The organism is Streptomyces sp. CC53 (genome assembly GCF_001865245.1).
GTDB lineage: Bacteria > Actinomycetota > Actinomycetes > Streptomycetales > Streptomycetaceae > Streptomyces.
Genome location: NZ_MKXB01000036.1, coordinates 1 through 19,800, shown reverse-complemented (window position 1 = coordinate 19,800; position 19,800 = coordinate 1). Strand labels below are relative to the sequence as shown.

17 protein-coding genes and 2 pseudogenes are annotated in these 19,800 nt (G+C 70.7%); 16 read left to right on the top strand and 3 right to left on the bottom strand.

Annotation, left to right across the window (positions count from 1 at the left end):
* Nucleotides 1-132 precede the first annotated feature (132 nt).
* The 12 genes and pseudogenes from BJP40_RS03200 to BJP40_RS03145 all read left to right on the top strand — a co-directional run bounded on the left by BJP40_RS03200 (nucleotide 133) and on the right by BJP40_RS03145 (nucleotide 11,771).
* Entirely contained in the window at nucleotides 133-1,035 is a 903-nt protein-coding gene (locus BJP40_RS03200; protein WP_071278552.1) for a phosphotransferase, read from the top strand.
* Nucleotides 1,036-1,201: 166 nt separating this feature from the next.
* Nucleotides 1,202-1,495, top strand: coding sequence for a hypothetical protein (locus BJP40_RS03195; RefSeq protein WP_071278416.1), 294 nt, complete (start codon nucleotides 1,202-1,204; stop codon nucleotides 1,493-1,495).
* On the top strand, nucleotides 1,437-1,958 hold the full coding sequence (locus BJP40_RS03190) for a DUF6879 family protein (protein ID WP_071278414.1): 522 nt from the start codon (nucleotides 1,437-1,439) through the stop codon (nucleotides 1,956-1,958). Before BJP40_RS03195 ends, BJP40_RS03190 begins: the two co-directional genes overlap by 59 nt.
* Before the next feature lie 32 nt (nucleotides 1,959-1,990).
* The gene (locus tag BJP40_RS03185) at nucleotides 1,991-2,836 is read left to right on the top strand and encodes a helix-turn-helix transcriptional regulator (RefSeq protein ID WP_071278412.1); all 846 of its coding nucleotides are present in this window, start codon (nucleotides 1,991-1,993) and stop codon (nucleotides 2,834-2,836) included.
* A 504-nt stretch (nucleotides 2,837-3,340) separates the two neighbouring features.
* Nucleotides 3,341-4,414, top strand: coding sequence for a cyclophane-forming radical SAM peptide maturase AmcB (gene amcB, locus BJP40_RS03175; RefSeq protein WP_256220624.1), 1,074 nt, complete (start codon nucleotides 3,341-3,343; stop codon nucleotides 4,412-4,414).
* Complete coding sequence (gene amcA / locus BJP40_RS33915) at nucleotides 4,392-4,568, top strand: multiple cyclophane-containing RiPP AmcA (RefSeq protein ID WP_177204287.1); 177 nt, start codon at nucleotides 4,392-4,394, stop codon at nucleotides 4,566-4,568. The genes amcB and amcA overlap by 23 nt, the downstream gene beginning before the upstream one ends.
* A 63-nt stretch (nucleotides 4,569-4,631) precedes the next feature.
* Nucleotides 4,632-5,306 (top strand): pentapeptide repeat-containing protein, encoded by a 675-nt coding sequence (locus tag BJP40_RS03170; protein ID WP_071278406.1) that lies wholly within the window; start codon nucleotides 4,632-4,634, stop codon nucleotides 5,304-5,306.
* A gap of 14 nt (nucleotides 5,307-5,320) precedes the next feature.
* Entirely contained in the window at nucleotides 5,321-6,037 is a 717-nt protein-coding gene (locus tag BJP40_RS03165; RefSeq protein WP_071278405.1) for a hypothetical protein, read from the top strand.
* A 306-nt stretch (nucleotides 6,038-6,343) separates the two neighbouring features.
* The gene (locus BJP40_RS03160; RefSeq protein ID WP_071278403.1) at nucleotides 6,344-6,856 is read left to right on the top strand and encodes a DUF6624 domain-containing protein; all 513 of its coding nucleotides are present in this window, start codon (nucleotides 6,344-6,346) and stop codon (nucleotides 6,854-6,856) included.
* Nucleotides 6,857-7,794: 938 nt separating this feature from the next.
* Nucleotides 7,795-9,906 (top strand): recombinase family protein, encoded by a 2,112-nt coding sequence (locus tag BJP40_RS03155; RefSeq protein WP_071278401.1) that lies wholly within the window; start codon nucleotides 7,795-7,797, stop codon nucleotides 9,904-9,906.
* Nucleotides 9,795-10,748, top strand: a pseudogene (locus tag BJP40_RS03150) (amidohydrolase family protein); the annotation flags it as partial. The gene BJP40_RS03155 and the pseudogene BJP40_RS03150, both read left to right, overlap by 112 nt.
* Nucleotides 10,749-10,757: 9 nt before the next feature.
* Nucleotides 10,758-11,771: a TIGR03842 family LLM class F420-dependent oxidoreductase gene (locus BJP40_RS03145; RefSeq protein ID WP_071278399.1), complete on the top strand. Its 1,014-nt coding sequence runs from the start codon at nucleotides 10,758-10,760 to the stop codon at nucleotides 11,769-11,771.
* Between the two features lie 112 nt (nucleotides 11,772-11,883).
* Here BJP40_RS03145 and BJP40_RS35140 read toward each other — a convergent pair whose 3' ends face one another.
* The 3 genes from BJP40_RS35140 to BJP40_RS03130 are packed head-to-tail and all read right to left on the bottom strand — an operon-like array spanning nucleotide 11,884 to nucleotide 13,881.
* On the bottom strand, nucleotides 11,884-12,762 hold the full coding sequence (locus tag BJP40_RS35140; RefSeq protein ID WP_226962372.1) for a 4'-phosphopantetheinyl transferase superfamily protein: 879 nt from the start codon (nucleotides 12,760-12,762) through the stop codon (nucleotides 11,884-11,886).
* Complete coding sequence (locus BJP40_RS03135; protein ID WP_071265812.1) at nucleotides 12,759-12,989, bottom strand: acetyl xylan esterase; 231 nt, start codon at nucleotides 12,987-12,989, stop codon at nucleotides 12,759-12,761. The genes BJP40_RS35140 and BJP40_RS03135 overlap by 4 nt, the downstream gene beginning before the upstream one ends.
* A gap of 37 nt (nucleotides 12,990-13,026) precedes the next feature.
* Nucleotides 13,027-13,881: a hypothetical protein gene (locus tag BJP40_RS03130; protein ID WP_071278397.1), complete on the bottom strand. Its 855-nt coding sequence runs from the start codon at nucleotides 13,879-13,881 to the stop codon at nucleotides 13,027-13,029.
* Nucleotides 13,882-14,271: 390 nt separating this feature from the next.
* On the opposite strand from BJP40_RS03130, the gene BJP40_RS03125 reads away from it, so the two are divergent.
* The 4 genes and pseudogenes from BJP40_RS03125 (at nucleotide 14,272) to BJP40_RS03115 (ending at nucleotide 19,633) form a co-directional block, all read left to right on the top strand.
* Nucleotides 14,272-15,372 (top strand): phytanoyl-CoA dioxygenase family protein, encoded by a 1,101-nt coding sequence (locus BJP40_RS03125; protein WP_071278395.1) that lies wholly within the window; start codon nucleotides 14,272-14,274, stop codon nucleotides 15,370-15,372.
* A pseudogene (locus BJP40_RS35135) lies at nucleotides 15,354-16,589 on the top strand (DUF6271 family protein); the annotation flags it as partial. The gene BJP40_RS03125 and the pseudogene BJP40_RS35135, both read left to right, overlap by 19 nt.
* A 30-nt stretch (nucleotides 16,590-16,619) precedes the next feature.
* The gene (locus BJP40_RS32640; protein ID WP_071278550.1) at nucleotides 16,620-18,356 is read left to right on the top strand and encodes a condensation domain-containing protein; all 1,737 of its coding nucleotides are present in this window, start codon (nucleotides 16,620-16,622) and stop codon (nucleotides 18,354-18,356) included.
* On the top strand, nucleotides 18,353-19,633 hold the full coding sequence (locus BJP40_RS03115; protein WP_071278393.1) for an MFS transporter: 1,281 nt from the start codon (nucleotides 18,353-18,355) through the stop codon (nucleotides 19,631-19,633). The genes BJP40_RS32640 and BJP40_RS03115 overlap by 4 nt, the downstream gene beginning before the upstream one ends.
* Nucleotides 19,634-19,800: the final 167 nt, after the last annotated feature.

The window sequence follows — 19,800 nt, the reverse complement described above, 5'->3', positions numbered from 1 at the left end:
TTCGACGCGAGGTGGTAGGGCCTTCCGCTGGCGATACGGACAGGCCGGGCGGCGCGCGAGCTTCTTGAGATCATCGATCTTCCGCCAGGCCGGATGTGACAGGACGGGCTCTTGTCGGTAAGCCTGTGCGACATGACAATCACGCCGGCCCCGGGTGGGTTCGACGAGTTCGAGATGTACCGGGTACTAGAGCGGGCCTGTACGAAGGCTGGCCTCGACAGTCATGATGCGCGTCTCCTGCGCGGTCACACCAACGCGGTTCTCCTCCTGGAGAAGGAGCAGGTGGTGGCCAAGATCGCTCGGAAGGGAACGGACGTCGAGAGCGTCGCGCGCACAATTACCTTCGTGCGCTGGCTCATCGAAGCGGGCTTTCCTACCGTCCCACTTCACCCTTGCGGTCAGCCGCTGATCGTCGATGGGCACGCTGTCACCTTCTGGACCTACCTGCCACAGCCTGAACACCCGGTGGCAGCCGGGCAGCTGGCCGGGCCCCTCAAGGCGCTCCACTCGCTGCCTCCACCTCCGGTCGCCCTTGCCGAGCACGACAACATCCGTGCGATCCGCCGCTCACTGACCGCGATCACATGTCTCCCTGCCGCAGCCATCCGATACATGGAGGAGGAGGCAGACCGACTCGAAGAGGAACTGCGGGATGTCCACCTCGCGCTTCCCCCCGGGCTGATACAGGGCGATCCACAGCACCGAAACGCGCTGCACACCACCGACGGATCCGCGGTGCTGTGCGACTGGGACACAGTCGCCCAAGGCCAGCCGGAATGGGACCTCGTCACAGTAGAAGTTCACTGCCGGCGGTTCGGCTACGGTCAAGCCCACTACCAAGCGTTCGCAGACGCCTACGGGTGGGACGTCACGAAGAGCGCGAACTACCTGGTGTTGCGTGATATTCGCGAACTGCGCATGATCACAACTAATGCCCGTAAAGTCCGACATGCTCCCGAGTCTTTGAGCGAGATCCAGCGACGAGTCGATGGGCTCAGAAGGCGTGACAGCCAGCTCCTCTGGAACATCCTCTAGCGTTCCCGCCTGGACCTCTGTCGCTCGGTTGCCGTCGGACCGACTGCGGAGCTCGTAGGGGCCTCGGAGCGTTATCGCGTCATTCCCGTCACTTGGTCTTGACCTCGTCCTCCCGCAGCGGAAGCCTGCGCAAGAGTTGGCAACTGGCTTGCTGCTGGGAGGAATCGTGGCTCTACAGTTCGTCGGGAAGGACCCGGATTCACCGCACGGCGGCTCGCCGACGGTGTGGGTCGAGGACGAGACAGACGAGGTCGTCATCCAGGGCTGGCTTCCGGACCTGGAGATGATGTCGAAGATCGACAAGACGGAGTGGGTGCCGGGACACCCTGCCGGCGTACCCGACCACGAGGGCGTCGTGCGTATCCCGGCACGGATGATTCCGTTTCTGAGGGAGGCGTGCGATGCCGCAGAACGACGTGCCGGTAGTACCGGACTTCACGGCCCTGTTGAGGAGCGCTGAGCGCTCGGCGGTTCACCTGGAGATGCGCGACTCGTACATGGCGGATCCGGTGTTCGACGCATGGCGGGAGGGCCGTCAGATCGACCTCCCGGATGGGTACGGAGAGTGGGACGCTCTGGTTGAGGAGACCGTCGCGCGGGGGGTGATCCTGCGGCGGGCCCGGATCGTCTCCGAACCGGTGACCGACTACATCCGCTGGGAGCACTCGCTCACCGGTCCGCACAACATCGCGGCCGGCGAGACGGTCCGCTGGTTGCCGCGCCGGCTGGCTTCCGACCTCATGCTGCCCGGCAACGACCTCTGGCTGATCGACGACCGCCTCGTGCTGTTCCACTGGTTCACCGGAGACGGCGAGTGGGCGGGACACGATTTCAACGAGGACCCGGCCACGGTCAAGGCGGTTGCCGCCTCGTTCGAGGCCGTCTGGGAGCGGGCCATCCCGCACGAGGAGTTCGCGGTCTAGCCAGCACCTTCCCACCCTCACCGGACTCCAGCATGTCGTCTCCGTCGTCCAGCGTCGTCGAAGCACGCAAAGCCCTCGCGCGCCGCCTCAAGGACATCCGTAGCGAGGCCGGCCTGACCGGCGACGAGCTGTCGGCCCGGTGCGGGTGGGGCCCCTCGAAGACCAGCCGCATCCAGAGCGCATCCAGGGCACCGTCCGAGTCGGACATCAGGATCTGGTGCACCGCCTGCGGAGCCGAGGACCAGATTCCCGACCTCATCGCTGCGGCCCGCGCGGTCGACTCGATGTACACCGAGTGGCGCCGGATGGAGCGCACTGGGCTCCGTGCCGCACAGGACTCCGTCGCCGCCCTCTACGAGCGCACCCGCCTCTTCCGCGTCTACGCGAGCAGGGTGCTGCCGGGGATGGTGCAGACTCGCGAGTACACCGCCGCCGTACTGCGCTCGATCCAGCGTGACCGTGTCGACGTGGACGATGTTGACGAAGCTGTGCAGGCCAGGATGGAGCGACAGAAAGCTCTGCTCAGTGGTCGGCACCGCTTCGGGCTGCTCATCGAGGAGTACGTCCTGCGGGCCGCCGTCTGCAACACCGAAGCGATGGCCGCGCAGCTCGACCGGCTGATGTCGGTCAGCGCCCGTTCCTTCGTCAGCATCGGCATCATCCCGCTCGGTGCCGGCCGCGCGCACCTGCCGGCGGAGGACTTCTACATGTTCGACGAGGCCGAGGTCGCCGTCGAGCTGACGTCCGGCTACCTCCGGATCACCCAGCCGAGCGAGATCGCCGACTACACCCGCGCCTTCACCAACCTCGCGAGCATCGCGGTCCACGGTGCCAAAGCCCGCTCCCTCATCCTGTCCGCGATCGACGCCCTGGGGTGAGCCTCGGCAAGAAGTGGCAACTTCGTTGAGGCCAGCTCCGGCGCCTCCTTAGCGTGGTCATCGTTCAGAGACCGACGCACTGTCTGGACAGCTCCCTCCACGCACTGGCCGTTGCCACGCCCCGTGCCGCACACCATGAGGAGAAGCCGTTGCCCGCGACGCCCCTCCCTCGCCCCGCGCCACCGCACGAATCCCAGCCGACTGCCCTCGGCGCGCCGCCGAGCGGCGTGACGTCGTTCTTCCACGAGGGTCGCCACCCCTGGTTGGGCAAGACGGTGCGCGACATCGCCAGCCGAGGCGAGGGGACACTGACTGCGATCGTCCACGAGGAGTACTGAGGCCGGACTGTACGGGTTGCGCACATCCGGCCCGCGTCGGGCATCGAGTGGACCACGGCGGCGGACAACATCCAGCCCGTCTCCTGACTCAGCCCGCTCGAACCCGATCGAGAGGAGCACGATGCCCAGCAGGTCCCGTCTTGCCCCCAGACCGCGTGCGGTGATCATGCAGCCCACCACGCAGTGCATGCCGATGGACTGCACCTACTGCTACCTGCCGTTCCGGAAGACGAAGCACCTGATGCCCGCCTCCGTCGCCCAGGCCGCCGCGAAGTCCGTCAACCGGTGGGCGGCTGACGACCCCGCGTTCGAGGTCGTCTGGCACGGCGGTGAGCCGCTGGCCACCGGCCGCGAGCACCTGGCCGCCCTCATGGCCCCCTTCCAGGGCGTGAAGCACTCCGTCCAGACGAACGCCGCCCTACTCGACGACACGTGGTGCGAGTTCCTGCGTGAGCACGAGGTGCACGTGGGCGTCAGCATCGACGGCCCCGAGGACATAAACGTCCATCGCGTCACGCTTGCCGGCCACCCCGGGTTCCACGTCGCGATGCGAGGTATCGAACGCCTCCGCCGGCACGGCATCGCGTTCTCCGCCATCGCCGTCGTCTCCGACCCCGACCCCGCGGACGCGGCCCGCTTCTACGAGTTCTTCGCCGAGCTCGGCGTCACGAATCTCGGCGTCAACGTCGAAGAGACCGAGGGCGTCAACCACCACGAGCCCAAGGTCGACCCCGCCCGCTCTGCCGAGTTCTGGGCCGCCCTCGCCGACGCCTGGAGGAGCAACCCCGTCGTACAGCTGCGGGAGATCACGAGGGTAATGAACTTCGCCAGCGCCGTTCTTCACGGCCACGCAACGGCGTCGGAGCCCGCGAGCATGCCGTGGGACCCCCTGCCCACCATCGCCTACGACGGCGGCGTGGTCATGCTCTCGCCCGAGCTGGCCGGCTTCACCGACGAGCGGTTCGGCGACTTCACCACCGGCAACGTCCTTCGCGACGGCCTCGACGTCCTCGTGGCCGAAGCCGAGAAGCGCACCCCCTGGATCACCGAGTTCTGGAAGGGCGTGGACGCCTGCCGCGCCACCTGCCCCTTCTTCGCCTTCTGCGGAGGAGCCCACCCGGCCAACCGGTACTTCGAGCACGACGGCCGGTTCGACGGGACCCGGACCCGGTACTGCACCACCGCCAAGATCGCCCTACTCGAAGGAGTCGCACGCCATGCTTCCGCCCACGGCCACTGACCTCGTGATGAACTCGGCCCAGGGCTTCCAGGGCCTCCTGGACGCCACCCACCCCCGCCCGCTCGCCACCTTCGATAACCGCCCCACGTGGGACAACCCCACACCCGCGTTCGACAACCGTCCCACCTGGGACGACTGGAGCAAGAAGTCCTAGCCCACGCCGACCCCGGGGCGGCCCGACGAACCGGGCCGCCCCGGAGCACCACCAAGGAGCACCATGAGTACCCGTACGTTCGGCACCGCCACCGTCACCACGCCCGACCTCGACGAGCCGGGCCTTTACCTCACTCGCGTCGACACGCTGGACAACCCTCGCGGTGCCGTCCAGGACTTCGCCTTCGGCGACGCGGACCTCCGCTCCCTCGAACTCGCCGACACCCAGCTCGTCACCGGCCGCATCCACGGCGTCCGCGCACAGCGCGTCGAGTTCGAGTCCCTGAACCTGCACGGCGTCGAGATCACCGGCAGCGACCTCGGCGCGGCGCGCTGGAGCGAGAGCAAGCTGACCCGCGTCGTCATCCGGGACACCAGGCTCCTCGGCGCGACTCTGGACGGCCTTGTCCTGGACGACGTGCTGTTCGAGAACTGCAAGCTCGACTACACGACCTTCGCGAAGGTTCGGGCCACCGGCCCCGTCGCCTTCGCCGGCTGCGTCCTCACCGAGGCCATGTTCACTGACTGCGACCTTTCCGCCGTGGCCTTCTCCGAGTGCACGCTCCGGCTCACCGAGTTCGGCCCAGGCCGCTACCGCGATACCGACCTGCGCGGCAACGACCTCTCCACCGTGCGCGGGGTCGCCAACCTCGCCAAGGTTCGCATCGACACCAGCCAGCAGCACGACCTCATCCAGGCCCTGGTGAACGAACTCGACATCACCGTCGGAGACGATTGAGCCCGGAGAGCCACGTGCCCCTTCACATCGCCTTCCATAACCTCGACGCCCTCCGCGAGCGCTGCGACATAGCCACCGTCAGCACGGCGTCCGACACCGAAGCCGCCTACGAGCCAGGGGCCGTGATCCCCTCCGGCCCCTGGCGCCCCCTGCCCGACACCGCCGGTCACGCGTTCACCCCGCCGCCCGAGACGCCGGCGAACACGCTCGTCGAGATCGTCCGCCCGCCCGTGCCCGCACACGATCGCCTCGACGACCTCGCGCGGCCCCTCGGTGACGACCAGGCCCAGTACATCGGCCAGGCCCTTGCGAAGCCCGACATGCTCACCACCACCGACAACTACCAGGACGGCCGCCTCATCGGCCTCCACCTAGACAACTGGGACAAACTCGCCTACGAGCAAAAGCCGCTCGGCCGACGGCGCCTCGCCCTAAACCTCGGCCCCGGAACTCGTTACATCATCCTGGGAGCCCTCGACGCCCAGGCCGTCTGCCACGCAGTCCACCCCAACGACTACACCAGCCGGTACCCCCACACCGACGACTACCGCACCCATGTGGCTGCCGGCCATCCCATCCAGGTCATCCGCATCCGCCTCAGTCCCGGGGAGGGATACATCGCCCCTACCGAGTACCTGCTCCACGACGGCTCCACCGAAGGACAGGACTCATCTGCCGTAGCCTTTTGGCTCGGTCGGTGGCCGCGTGCGGCCCTGACCACGCTGATTTGACGGCTCGCCCTGAGCCATAGAGCCGCCCGCCAGTTGATGGTGGGACGAGGCGGGCTCAGTCGTCTTCTGGCTGGCGATGACGGGGAGGCCGCAGACTGCGACGCGGCCCCCCGAGCGGGAAGTAGGTGCCCACCCCGGCCGGCAGCAGGTCTCCGCCAGGATATTTAGGGGTATACCTGACACATCGGGTGTGAAGGCCGCCGAGCATTGATCGATGCCGGGGCGGGGCCGCCGGGAGCATCATGGCCGCCTTCTCTGCGCATTGCACAGATGACGGAGAGCTGTCGATGGAAGGGGCATCAGCCGATGGACCATGCTCTTGCCGCCGAGCTTCACCGCCGCGCCGAACAGGACCAGGCCGCCCGCTGTCGCCTCTTGGAGACCGGCGACGGGCAGGACCTTGTCCGGATCGACGCCGACAACACCCATTGGCTCAAGGAGGTCGTCCTCCGGCGCGGTTGGCCGGGTATCGCGCTCGTCGGTGAGCGCGGGGCCGACGAGGCGTGGCTCCTCGCGCAGCACGCGGACCGGGATCCCGACTTCCAGCGACAGATCCTCCGTCGCCTTCAGGATGCCGTCGCTGTCGGAGACGCCCCGCCCCGTCACCTCGCCTACCTCACCGACCGCGTTCTGGTCGCCGCCGGCGAGCCCCAGGTGTACGGGACCCAGTACACGCAGGACGCGGACGGGGGAAACCTGCGCCCTTACGCCGTGACGGATCAGGCAGGACTTGATGCCCGGCGTGCCGCGTTCGGTCTGGAGCCGGCCGCGGAGTACGACCGTCTGATGCGTGTCAGCTACCCCGGCAGGGCCAGCTGACCTCGGTCACGGCCGCCGTCTGAGCCTCACCTCCGTCCAATGCCCGGGGACCTCGTTCGGCAGAACGACGCTGGGATCAGCATGGCGTTGGCACGTCGAGCCGCGCGCAGGGCCGATCTTTGCCGTGGGGAACGCTCCAAATTCCCGGCGCTTTAGCCATCACAGTCACCGTCTGCCTTATTCGCGTACGGCAGAAATGAGATTCCGGTCTACGGCTGGAACCTTCCCTAAATGCATGTCAACCTTCAACGTCCCACGAAGAGACACCGCGCGAGGCCCGCAGGGAAGGAGGAGCGGCGGAAGAGGAGGTTACGTGGGGGTGGCTCGGTTTGGATCTCGACGCACGCGGTCCCGTAGTCGCCACTGCACAGAGTGTTGTTGCGGGGGGCTTTCCGGTCGGTGCGGGGACGGGCTTCGACGCTTGGCAGCTACACCACTCCAGGAGCGGGCGGCATATATACCACCGAATCGCCGGTTAGGTAAACCGGCGATTCTGTAGACCATGGATCGTGTTCGCGCTGACAGCACCTGGCGGTGGAGTCGGCGGGAACCCGGGGCGGCCCGTCGGATGAGGCGGGCTACCGGTTCCAGGAGGCCGACGCTCTGCCAAGGCGGCACTCGCGTTAGTCGAGACCGCACGTAGGGACGGCCTCAAGTTGAGGCGCCGCTCTGCGCCGTGAACCGAGGAACTTCCATGGCGAACGAGAAGCGAACCCACGCTGCCGGCCGCGGCACGTCAGTCAGGGTGCATTGGAGACCCCGCGCCTTCAGTGCGGCTGAAAGGCGGCGTCTTGCTGCGGTGCTGTTCGGGCCCGATGTCCGGCGGCAGGGTGGGTGTTCGCGATAGGCAGTGCCTCCCGTGGGGTGGGGCCGGGTCTTGAGGCGTGTCTGCAGGCTGGTGCAGGCCGCCCGGTGCAAGAGATGGGGGGAATGCGGGAATGCGTAGGGCTGCGCTGCCTAGGCGATCGGGGAAGATCCGCGTCGCCATCTACTTGCGCGTCTCCACGGTCAAGCAGCTCAAGGGATACGGGCTTCAGGTTCAGCTCGACGAGTGCATCGCCTGGCTGGACTACAAGCTGGGAAAGGGCTCGTACGTCTACGAGGTCTACACCGACGGTGGCATCTCGGGAAAGCTGGCGCACAGGCCGGACCTCGATGCCCTGAACGCAGACCTCGCGGCCCTGCGCTACGACCTCGTGGTTTTCGGGAAACTCGATCGTATCGGCCGGACCATGCGCGACATTCACCGCTGGGTCTACGACACCACGGACATCGAAGTGGCCGGCGGGGTCAAGGTGCGCGTTGCGACGGCGGACGGCCGGATCGACAGCGAAGACGACATGTTCGGTATCCAGCTCAGCCTTCTGGCATATATGGCCGAGCTGGAGCATGCCATGATCCTCGACCGAACGATGGGAGGGCGGGAGAAGAAGCTCGCGCAGGGCGGATGGCCTGGAGGTGTCGCTCCCTTCTGGCTGGAGCTCCCGAAGAAGGGTGTGAGCGGGCCCCCCACTCTCCGTGAGCATGGAGTTCGCTTCCTCGAAGTCTCGGCCCGGCTCTTGGCTGACGAGTTGCTCCGTGCTGAAGAAGCGGCCACAGCGCTCAACGCGTTGGGTTACGAGACCGCGCGGGGGCTCCCTTGGACAGGTGCGAACCTCATCCGGACGTGGATGCAGACGGCGTTGGACGGATACATCATCTACCGCAACGTCGAGAGCGGACGAGGCTCGGTGCGCCTTGGTCCCGATGGCAAGCCGCTCTATGGAGAGACTGTTCGCATACCCGTACCAGTGCCGCTGCCGGCCTCTCGCGTCCGAGAGGTGAGGAAGGCGCTCGCCAGGCGTTCGTTCACCAAGGAGAATCACAAGGACTATCTGCTGTCGCGACGTGTCACCGCACTGTGTGGTGCCCACTATGTCGGGGCCCATCGCGCAGCGCGAGACAGAACCTCCTACCGGTGCACCGGGCGCCGTTCCGATCCGCCCTGTGACTGCCAGGAGATCCTGGCCTCGCCCTTGGAGGACGTGGTGTGGCGTGAGGTGGTGCGCACGCTGGGGGACCCGGAGAAGCTGAGGGCCCTCGCTGAAGAGTGGCTTGGGGACGTGCCCGGTGAAGCGCAGAAGTACGAGGAGCGCCTTGCCGCTCTCGACGAGGAGCTGGAGCGAAGCCAGCGCATGCGGAAGAAGAAGCTCGTCGCCTTGGCCGAAGTTCTGGCTGCGGATGAAAGCGACGACGCCGAGACGGAATTGGAGATCAAGGCGTCCATCGCAGAGGTGAAGGATGAGCTTCAGAGTAAGGAGCGCCGGCTTCGTGATCTGAGGGCGGAAGCGGCTGAACGCCTCTTGGAGGTTGAGCAGCGGGAAGAGCGAGTTCACGAGGTTATCGAGCAGGCACTTGATGTGACTCCCCGACTCGATGCTCTGGAATTCGCCGAGAGGTTGGATCTGCTTGATCTTGTCGACATCGAAGTTCGCGTTACCAGCCACGTTCCCGGAATGCTGCGAAACGCTGGTTGCCCCTTCGAGGGATGGTTCCAGGAGCAAGGGCTGCTCGTACCTCCGGAGCTGACGGACGATGAGTGGCAGCGTGTTGAAGCGTGTTTTCCGGTCCCCAAGAAGAAGACCCGCATCGTTCCGCCCCGGGTGGCGTTCGAGGCGTCCCTCTACAAGGTGCGCCATGGGTTGCAGTGGAAGGACCTGCCCGAGGAGGTTCTGCAGGGCCACCGGCCCAACAGCGTCTACCAGCGGGTCCTGGGGTATCTGAAGGACGGCTCCTGGGCAGCCGCGGTGCGCGAGCTGGGTGACTATGAAGGAACGCCGGTGCCGCCGCTGTACATCCTTCCTGACCTCGACATCACCGGTACGTTCGATCCGGCCCTTGCAACCCTGCCGGAACCGCCCGTGACCTGCGACGATGACGAGACGACGTGTGAGGGGGTGGCGGAAGGAACGTCAAACTGTTCATGGCGTACCCGGGGGTCTTCTACAGCGACGACGGCCGCATCCTGCGCGCCATGCAGCGGTCCTCCCTCAACGGCGGGCTGGTCATGATGCACGCCGAGAACGGCATCGCCATCGACGTCCTCGTCGAACAGGCCCTCGCCCGCGGAGAGACGGACCCCCGCCACCACGGCGAGGTCCGCAAGGTCCTCCTCGAAGCCGAGGCCACGCACCGCGCCATCCAGCTCGCCCGCGTGGCCGGGGCGCCGCTGTACGTGGTGCACGTGTCGGCGGAGGAAGCCGTCGCGGAGCTGGCCGCCGCCCGGGACAAGGGCCTGCCGGTGTTCGGGGAGACCTGCCCGCAGTACCTGTTCCTGTCGACCGACAACCTCGCCGAGCCCGGTTTCGAGGGCGCGAAGTACGTGTGCAGCACACCGCTGCGGCCGCGGGAGCACCAGGCGGCGCTGTGGCGGGGCCTGCGGACCAACGACCTCCAGGTGGTGTCCACCGACCACTGCCCGTTCTGCTTCAAGGGCCAGAAGGAACTGGGCCGCGGCGACTTCTCCAAGATCCCCAACGGGCTTCCGGGCGTGGAGAACCGCATGGACCTGCTCCACCAGGCCGTGGTCGACGGCCACATCAGCCGCCGCCGCTGGATCGAGATCGCCTGCGCGACCCCGGCCCGCATGTTCGGGCTCTACCCGAAGAAGGGCACCATCGCGCCGGGCGCCGACGCCGACCTCGTCATCTACGACCCCGACGCCCGGCAGACCCTGTCCGCGGCCACGCACCACATGAACGTCGACTACTCGGCGTACGAGGGCAGGACCGTCACCGGTCAGGTCGAGACCGTCCTCTCCCGCGGCCGGGTCGTCATCGACCGCCGCACCTACACCGGCCGCCCCGGGCACGGCGTCTACACGCCGCGCTCCACCTGCCAGTACCTGGACTGAGGGAACCTCATGGACTTCGGACTCGTCCTGCAGACCGACCCCCCGGCCTCCCGGGTGGTCAGCCTGATGAAGCGCGCGGAACGCAACGGCTTCCGCTACGGCTGGACGTTCGACTCCGCCGTGCTGTGGCAGGAGCCGTTCGTCATCTACAGCCAGATCCTCGCCCACACCCCCAGGCTGCACGTCGGCCCCATGGTGACGAACCCCGGCACCCGCACGTGGGAGGTCACCGCCTCCACCTTCGCCACCCTCAACGACATGTACGGCAACCGCACCGTGTGCGGCATCGGCCGCGGCGACTCCGCGATGCGCGTCGCCGGCCGCCGGCCCAACACCCTGGCCCGCCTCGGCGAGGCCATCGACGTGATCCGCGACCTGGCCGAGGGCCGCGAGGCGGAGGTGGACGGTGAACCCGTCCGCATCCCGTGGATCCGCGACGGCCGCCTGCCGGTGTGGATGGCCGCGTACGGGCCGAAGGCGCTCGCCCTGACCGGGCGGAAGGCGGACGGGTTCATCCTCCAGCTCGCCGACCCGTTCCTGACCGAGTGGATGGTCAAGGCCGTCCGCCAGGCAGCCGCCGACGCCGGCCGCGACCCCGCGTCGGTCACCGTCTGCGTCGCGGCACCCGCGTACGTCACCGCCGACGACTCACCGGCCGCGCTGGCCCACGCCCGCGACCAGTGCCGCTGGTTCGGCGGCATGGTCGGCAACCACGTCGCCGACCTCGTCGCCCGCTACGGCGAGCACTCCGGCCTGGTCCCGGAGGCCCTCACCGCGTACATCAAGGACCGGCAGGGCTACGACTACAGCCACCACGGCCGCGCGGGGAACCCCTCCACCGACTTCGTCCCCGACGAGATCGTCGACCGCTTCTGCCTCCTCGGCCCCGCCGAGGCCCACGTCGACAAGCTGCGCCACCTCAAGGACCTGGGCGTCGACCAGTTCGCCGTCTACGACATGCACGACGCGAAGGAGGCCGTCATCGACGCGTACGGCGCAGAGATCATCCCTGCGTTGGGCTGACGAGGTCGCGGGCGCGGGCTCCGACCCCTCCGCGGCCGAGTCGACGCCGCAACCGGACCGGCGGAGAGTGCCGTGCCCCACGACCGGGACGGCTCCTCGGCACCGGAGACCGTCATGAAGCGGCGACAGCGCCTGACCGGGGGGCCGACGAGAGGACGGTCCCGTCCGCTGCCAGGGGCCTGGCACCCGGCGGTGCGGGGAGGGGCCACACGGTGGTGAGCACGGGGCACGGGTCCTGGCTCGCCAGGGCGGCGACGGCCGCGCGGGCGGGGTCCGTCCACTCCCGCAGGTGGAGACCGGCCCGATCTCCGTCCGCCCGCCCTGCCTTGACCAGGGCCTCCCGGCGCACCCAGGCCCGCAGCAGGTCCTCGCCGTCGTGCCGGTCGGCGTCGGGGAGCAGGCGGCGCAGCACCGGCAGCGGGCCGGGGCGGCGGGTGCGGGGCTCGACGTCGATGCCGAGCGGGCCCGGTCCGGCCGCCGCCGCGACCACGCCGTCGGCGTGGCTGAGGCTGACGCGGACGGCCGGGAGGCCCGGCAGGTACGGGCGGCCGTGGCCGTACCGGTCACAGTCGGCGCAGTGCTGGGCGAGCACCGTCGCGCCCGGTGGCCGGCCCGTGCAGCGGGCGACGCACAGCCGGAGCAGCAGGCGCGAGGCGAGCACGTCGTCGCGGCGCGCCGGGATCCGGATCCGTGCCAGGCGGTGGAGCTCCCACGGTGCGAGCATGTCCGCGGTGAGGTCGGGGCGCGAGAGCACCTCCGCGGTGGTCGCGACCGCCGCGACGGCGGCCTCCGCGACCGGGTCCGCCGCGGCTGCCGCCTCCGCGCGGGCCGTTGCCCAGACGGCGGCGGGCGTACCCGTGGCCTCGTCCGCCGTCGCCGCGAGCGAGGTGAGTGCCGCTTCCGCGTCCACCGTGTCCGGGACCGCCGTCCCTGCGCCCGCCGTCCCCGCGACCGTGGCCGCCGCGGGCGCCGCCGCGCCGGTGCTGGTCACCCGGCGGTGCTCAGGAAGCGCTCCTGGACGCGGGCGAGCGTGCGGAAGTCGTCGATGGTGACGTCCTCCAGGTCGATGGAGCGGCCGCTGATCTCCTCCAGGAGGTCGACGAACTCCAGGAAGTCCATGGAGTCGACGAGCCGGGCCTCGATGAGGTCCTCGTCGCTGTCTATCGGGCCGTCGAGGCCCGGGTTCTTCTCACGGAGCCAGGCGGCGACACGTTCCATGGGGCGGTTGCCCTCCTCTCGTCTCGGGCGGGTGCGGTCAGGCGGCTGCGCGCAGGCGGTCCAGCGCCTGCCGGGGACCGCCGTGGGTGAGGATCATGGCGTGCACCCAGCGTTCCAGGCCGAAGGCGACGCAGGCGCTGTAGGCGGGGCCGTGGGCGCCCGCCCGGATGCCGAGCCGTTCACCGAAGAAGTTGCGGTGACGGTTGACGGACGCGATGGCCGTGCCGTCGGGCGCGCTGAACTCGTGCTTGACGGGGTCGAGTGCCGCCAGCCGGGCACGGGAGCCGCCCCGGTCGTAGAACGGGTCGTCGGCCGCCGCCCGGGTCAGGGTGAGGCCGAGTCGCCCGGCGGCCTGCTCGATGAACTCCGCGCCCCGGGCCAGATGGTCGAGTGCGCCCTGCCTGGTGCCGACGTACAGGACCTCCCGCATGTGGAAGCCCCACAGGCGGCGCAGCCCGTCGTAGTGGGTCTCGTTGCGGAAGCAGCGGCCCGACGCGGACAGCAGCAGCCCCTCGTCGCCGAGGTCCCGGTCCTCCAGGGACAGCAGCAGTCCGTAGCAGGTGGCGGACGGCAGGAGGTACCCGGTGGGCTCCAGCGGCAGGTCCGCCGGGGCGGCGCCGGCCGCGAGCCCGTCGAGTGCCTCCGGCGGGAAACGGCCCGCCGCCACGCCGAGGTGGGGGAAGTTGCTGAAGTAGTCGAGGCGGGCGAGGCCCGCCGCGGGCAGCAGCGGCGGGCCCACCACCTCCGGAGCGGCGAGTCGCGCGGCGAGACCGCCGAGCAGCTCGTCGAGCCCGCGGAGCAGGGACGTGCGGACCGGGTCCAGCGTGACCAGGCCCGCGCCGGGACTTCTCAGGACGCCGTCCGGCAGGGCGGTGGCGCTGGGAGTGCTCAAGGAAACCCGTCCCCTCTGGGCATGGTGGATCGGTTGCGTGAGGCCGCCTGAAGGCCGCGTCTGCGGGTGCGCCGTGCGGGCGCGGTCCCCGCGCGGGGCGTGCACCGGCGGTGCGCGGCCGACGCGGCTCGCGGGGTCGAAGCCGCACCGCGGACGCTATGCCAGCCGACCGCCGGATGTCTAGACCAATCAGATGACCATCTGGTGCACCAAGGTGGGTGCGGCGCGGTGCAGTTGGCCGAGGGTCCTTTCAGGTGCCGGGAAGTGGGCGGGGGCTTGACAGCGCACATGGTCTACACCAATTCTGCTGCCACGGGGCGTGCCCGCACCGCTCCGCCGTCGGCCCGTGCCACCGGCCACCCGTCCGAGCACCCCGTCCGAAAGGGCCCCATGACCACCCCCGCCCCCGGCCCTCGCCGCCGCCCGTACCTCCACCGCGCAGCCTCGGACCGCCCGTACTTCAGCGCCGACGGCGAGTCCTACCTCGCCGAGACCACCCTGCGGGAGCTCACCAAGTCCCGCCCCCTGCGGGTCCTCTCCGAGGACGACTTCGCGCACTGGCAGACGTACGGCTACGTGATCGTGCGCGAGGCCATCACCCCGGACGCCGCCCGCCGCCTGCTCGACTTCACCTGGCAGTTCCAGGGCCTCGACCCGGACCGGCCGGACACCTGGTACGAGGACCGGCCCTTCCGCCACCAACTGGACCGGCAGCTCCACGTCTACGGCTTCGTGGAGGCGTACCACCACCAGCTGCTCTGGGACAGCCGCCAGACCCAGCGCGTGTACGACGCGTTCGTGGACGTCTGGGACTGCGAAGAGCTGTGGGTGACGCTGGACCGCCTCAACCTCAACCCGCCCAACGTCCGCAACCGTGACCGCGCCCTGATCGAGCCCACCGAGCGGGGCTTCGACATCGAACTCCACTGGGACATCGACACCGTCCTGGGTGTCCCGCCGCAGCGCGTCCAGGGCATCATCGCCCTGAACGACACCCGCCCGGAGACCGGCGGCTTCCAGTGCTGCCCCGAACTCTTCCGTCGCTTCGAGCAGTGGAAGACCGGCCAGCCCGCGGACCGCGACCCGCTCCGCCCCGCCCTGGACCGCGAGGAGTTCCCCGTCGTACGGCCCGACCTGTACCCCGGCGACCTGCTCATCTGGAACGGTCTCCTGGCCCACGGCGTGGCCCGCAACACCTCCCAGAACGGCGTACGCGCCGTCCAGTACCTGTCGATGATGCCCGCCCTGGAGGAGCACGAGCGGCTGCGGCGCTCCCGCGTCGCATCCTGGCGCCACCTGCGCACCCCGCGGTGGAACCGCACCCTGGTCGGCGACCCCGTCCAGCACGAGTCCCAGCGCTACCCCACGGCGGAGCTCACCGCGCTCGGCAGCCGGCTGCTCGGACTGGCCTCCTGGCAGGACGCCCCGGAGCCGCACGCGGGTCCGGGCGGGCAGCGCAGCGGGGAGACGGTGTGCGCCGCGTCTGCCTGACCCTCCCCACGCACCGCGCCTGCGCGCCGACCATCGCGGCCGTCGCGGAGGAAGCCGCCCACGGAGCCCGGCACTTCGGGGTCGAGGTGCGGCTGCTGATCCTCGACTCCTCCGACGCACCCGACCGCGCCCGGCACCGCGCGGCCGTCGCGGACCTCCCCCCGGCCCCCGGAGTGGTCGTCCACCACCTCGACGAGGACGACCAGCGCGCCTTCCTGCGCGCGGTCATCGCCCGCGCAGCGGTACCGGAACCCGAGCGGGTCCTCGACCTCATGCTGCCGTCCGCCGTCTCCTACGGCGCCTGCACCAACCGCGCCTTCCTCCTCGCCGAGGCCCTCGGGTGCACGTCCGTCCACCGCCGCGACTCCGACAGCCGCTACCCCGACCGGGGCGGCACGCCGGTCTTCCCCCTGCACCACGAACTCACCGCCCTCGGCCGCCCGGCCTCGGAGGTGGCCGGACTCGTGACCCGCAGCCGCCTCGACCCCGCGTGCGCCGACCGGCCGGTCGCCCTGGTCGGCGGGTCCTTCACCGGAGCGATGTCCGTGGACCTGGCGGAGATGGAGCGGCTCGACCCCGCCCTGTACCGCGAGGTCGTCGGCCTGTCCCTGCCCGACGGGGTGCCGGACGTGTGGCGCCGCGGCCTGATCGAGCGCGCGTTCCGCGGCGCCGGGGCCACCCCCTCCACCGAGGACCGCACCACCCTCACCCACGTCGGCGCCGACCGCGTCGACATGTGCAACATCGCCCTCGACCGCTCCGTGTACGGGCGGGTGCCGCTCCCGCCGGCCACCGACACCATCGGCAGCGACTACTTCCTCCTCCACCTCGTCCACGACGCCCGGCTGCCCGGCGTCCTCCACAACCGGCACATCGTCAACTACCACACGGAGAACCGCCGTTCCGACGCCGGCTTCCTCGCGTACCAGTGGCGCTTCGCCAAGTTCCTGCTGTCCGTGCCCCACTTCGCCCACGTGTACGCGCGCACCGCGGCGGCCGGCGACGCGCTCCTCGACGCCGACGGCCGCCTCCGTCCCGGCGCCGTCGCCGCGTTCGCCCGGGAGAGCGCGGACACCGACCCGGCCGGCAGCGCCGCACGCCTCGCCGTCCTCGACCGCTCCTACCGTGCGCTCGGCGGCCGGTACGCCGACGCCGCCGACCTCTTCGCCGCCCACCGCGACCGGCTCCTCGCCGCAGCACGCAGCGACATGGCGGACTTCGCGGTCCTCGTCGACGCCTGGGCCGCACTGACCGAGCAGGCCGGGCACACTCCCGTACGGGTCACCCGGACCACCTCCACCGTCCGCGCCGAGGCGGGCGGGCACGAGCGCCGCGGCCCCGTCACCCTGGGCCAGGCCAACATGATCCGCTGCATCCTCCGCGACGAACCCGACCAGATGAACATCCACGACGTGTGGCCCGTCCCCTCCGACGCGACCACACAGGACGTCCTGGACGCGCTCCGCGCCCTCGCCGTACGGCACGACGCGCTGCGGACCACCTTCCCCCATCCCGCCGGCACCGCCCCGCGCGAACAACGGGTCGCCCCCGCCGCCCACTTCACCGTCACCGTCCTCGACCACGACGAACTCCCCACCGACGACGCACGGTACGCCGAGGAACTGGCCCGGGAGGCCCGCCGGACCCCCTTCCGCCTGGACCACGACTTCCCGCTCCGCGCCGTCCTCGTCACCCGGCGCGGCACGCCCCTGTGGCTCGCCCTCGCCGCCTGCCACGCCGCCACCGACGGCAGCGCGCTCGCCCTCCTCCGGGAGGAGTGGCTCGCCCTCCTCGCGGGCGGTGCACTCCCGGACGTCGCCGTCACCCCGCTCGCCCTGGCGGCAGAGGAAGCGGGACCGGCGGGGACCAGGATGTCCGAGGCGTCGCTGAGGCACTGGCAGCGGATCCTCCGCACCGGCCCGCAGGCGATGTTCGCCGAGCCCGCGGCGCACGGCACCGAGACCCACGCGCCCTGCCTCACCCTCCGCTCCCGGCGCGGCGCCCACGCCCTGGCCCGCACCGCCGAACGCACCGGCGCCCTGCCGTCCACCGTGCTCCTCACCGCCTGGTGCGCCCTCGTCGCCCACCGGGCGGGGCAACCGGTCTGCGTCGTGGCCCTCCCGACGTCCAACCGCTTCCGGTCCCGCCTCGCCCGCACCATCGCCCCGCTCTCCCAGGACGCCCTGCTCGCCCTCGACACCAGGGTGCCCACCTTCGACGCCCTGCTGCGCACCGCGTGGGGAGCAACCCTCAACGCCTACCGGCACAGCCGGTTCGACGCGCAACGCCTCTGGGACATGATCGGGAAGACCACCCGGGAACGCGGCAGCCACTTCGCGCGCGACGTCGTCTTCAACGACATCAGCGCCCTGCCGGCCACCCTCGCCGGCGCCGCGCCACCGGACACGGCCGCACCGGACCTCGAACTGGCCTGGGGCCCCGCCCAGACGCTGCCCAGCCGCCTCCTCACCTTCGTCCACGAGACGGCCCCCGTGCTGCGCCTCGCCACCTGGGCCGACCCCGCCCTCTTCCCACGGGACCGGGCGGAGGACCTCGCCACCGGACTCGTCCACCTCCTGGAGGCGGCCGCCGACAAGGACGTGCCCCTCGCCTCCCTCACGGAGGTGACCGGCGTCCTGCCCGCCGCACGCGGCGCCGAATGGACCCGGGTGGACGGCTGCTGGGTCTCGCCCGCCGCCGTGGCGGACACCCTGAGCCGCGCCCTGGACGGCCGGCCCGTCCACGTCACGGCCGACCCGGACGCCGGCCTCGTCGCGTACCTCCCCTCCGGCGCGGAGCCGCTCACCCCGGCCAGGGCCCACGCCGCGCTGATGGCGGCCCTCCCAGGCCACCCCGGCGTGCTGGCACCCCGGCGGTACGTGATCGTCGCGGACCCGCCCGCGGAAACGGACCGGACCGGCGCATGGCTCCGGCAGCGGACACTCACGGAAGGGACCGGCCGGGAAGCGGCCGACACGACATGACGACGCACGACGAAGCGGGTCCCACGACCGCGCCGCCCACCCCCGGCACCCCGCCCAGCCCCTGGCGCTCCCGGCGGTTCCGGCTGTTCTTCACCGCCCGCAGCACCTCGCTCCTCGCCGACGGCATGCTGATGGTCTCCCTCACCACCGCCGTGCTCGGCGCGGGCCACGGAGCCGGCGGCGTCGGCTACGCCCTCGCCGCCTGGATGGCGCCGATCGTCCTGCTCGTGCTGGTCGGCGGGGTGCTCGCGGACCGGTTCACGCCGCAGCTGATGATGATCGGCGCCGACGTGGTGCGGATGCTGGCCATGCTCGCCATGGCCGCCCTCCTGTGGGGCGGCGGCTCCGGGGTGCCGCTCTGGCAGATCATGGCGCTGATGGCCGTCAGCGGCGCGGCGACCGCGATGTTCCAGCCCGGCCTGGCGAGCATCGTGCCGCAGGTCGCCGAGGACATCCAGCGGGCCAACGCCCTGCTGCGGGTGGCGGAGGCCATGAGCGCCCTCCTCGGTCCGGGCCTCGCCGGCTTCCTCGTCGCCTACTGGCAGGTGGCCGGCTCCTACGTGGTCATCGCGGCCGCCTACGCCGCCAGCGCCCTCGGCCTGCTGCCGCTGCGGAGCCTCGCCACCGCACGCGACGAGAGCGACGCGCCCCTGTGGAGCCGGCTCGCCGTGGGCTGGCACGAGTTCCGCGCCAGGTCCTGGCTCTGGGGCGTCATCTCCCTGTGGGCGGTGTACGGCCTGTTCGTGTTCGGCCCGGCCCTGCCGCTCGGCGCGGCGCTGCTCACCGAACAGCACGGCGCCGCCGGTTACGGCTGGATCGCCTCCGCCGACGGCGCCGGCACCATCATCGGCGGACTGCTCGGCATGCGGGTACGGCCCCGCCGACCGCTCGTGGCCGGGGCCTGCGCCATGTTCTTCTTCGCGCTCAACCCGCTGGCGCCCGCACTCGGCTGGTCCTTCACCGCCACCGCGGTCACCGGCGTCCTGGCCGGCTGCGGCTTCGCCTTCTGGGGCGTGATGTGGGCGACCAGCGTCCAGTCCCACATCCCGGTGGCCGTGCTGAGCCGCGTGTCGGCGTACGACGTGGCCGGCTCCATCATGGTCATCCCGGTGGGCCGCGCCCTGGCGGGCCCGGCGGCAGCGGCGTTCGGCGCCGACCGGGTGCTGTTGTTCTCCTCGGCCGTGTCCGTGCTCCTCCTCGCCGCGATGCTCTGCGTCCCCGCCATCCGGCGCCTCGGCCGGACACCGGTACCGCCCGCGGAGAAGGGCGCGGCCTGAGGCAGGTGTCCCGGTGCGCGCGGGGGCGGCTCCGGCCGGTGCCGGTGCACCGGCCGACGGGACGGCAGTGGAGGGCCGCAGGCCGTCGGGCGGCCCGGCCTCCCGTACGCGGGACGGGCCGAACGGCGCGGAAGGCCGCGGGTCGGCGGGGGGCCGGCCGTCCGTAC

Excerpts from the sequence above, each read along its gene's own strand:
- BJP40_RS03155 (WP_071278401.1), top strand. The coding sequence starts at position 7,795 with ATGCGTAGGGCTGCGCTGCCTAGGCGATCGGGGAAGATCCGCGTCGCC.
- amcA (WP_177204287.1), top strand. The coding sequence starts at position 4,392 with ATGCTTCCGCCCACGGCCACTGACCTCGTGATGAACTCGGCCCAGGGC.
- BJP40_RS03190 (WP_071278414.1), top strand. The coding sequence starts at position 1,437 with ATGCCGCAGAACGACGTGCCGGTAGTACCGGACTTCACGGCCCTGTTG.
- BJP40_RS03135 (WP_071265812.1), bottom strand. The coding sequence starts at position 12,989 with ATGGAACGTGTCGCCGCCTGGCTCCGTGAGAAGAACCCGGGCCTCGAC.
- BJP40_RS03200 (WP_071278552.1), top strand. The coding sequence starts at position 133 with ATGACAATCACGCCGGCCCCGGGTGGGTTCGACGAGTTCGAGATGTAC.
- BJP40_RS03145 (WP_071278399.1), top strand. The coding sequence starts at position 10,758 with ATGGACTTCGGACTCGTCCTGCAGACCGACCCCCCGGCCTCCCGGGTG.
- amcB (WP_256220624.1), top strand. The coding sequence starts at position 3,341 with ATGCAGCCCACCACGCAGTGCATGCCGATGGACTGCACCTACTGCTAC.
- BJP40_RS03185 (WP_071278412.1), top strand. The coding sequence starts at position 1,991 with ATGTCGTCTCCGTCGTCCAGCGTCGTCGAAGCACGCAAAGCCCTCGCG.
- BJP40_RS03160 (WP_071278403.1), top strand. The coding sequence starts at position 6,344 with ATGGACCATGCTCTTGCCGCCGAGCTTCACCGCCGCGCCGAACAGGAC.
- BJP40_RS03170 (WP_071278406.1), top strand. The coding sequence starts at position 4,632 with ATGAGTACCCGTACGTTCGGCACCGCCACCGTCACCACGCCCGACCTC.
- BJP40_RS03125 (WP_071278395.1), top strand. The coding sequence starts at position 14,272 with ATGACCACCCCCGCCCCCGGCCCTCGCCGCCGCCCGTACCTCCACCGC.
- BJP40_RS03115 (WP_071278393.1), top strand. The coding sequence starts at position 18,353 with ATGACGACGCACGACGAAGCGGGTCCCACGACCGCGCCGCCCACCCCC.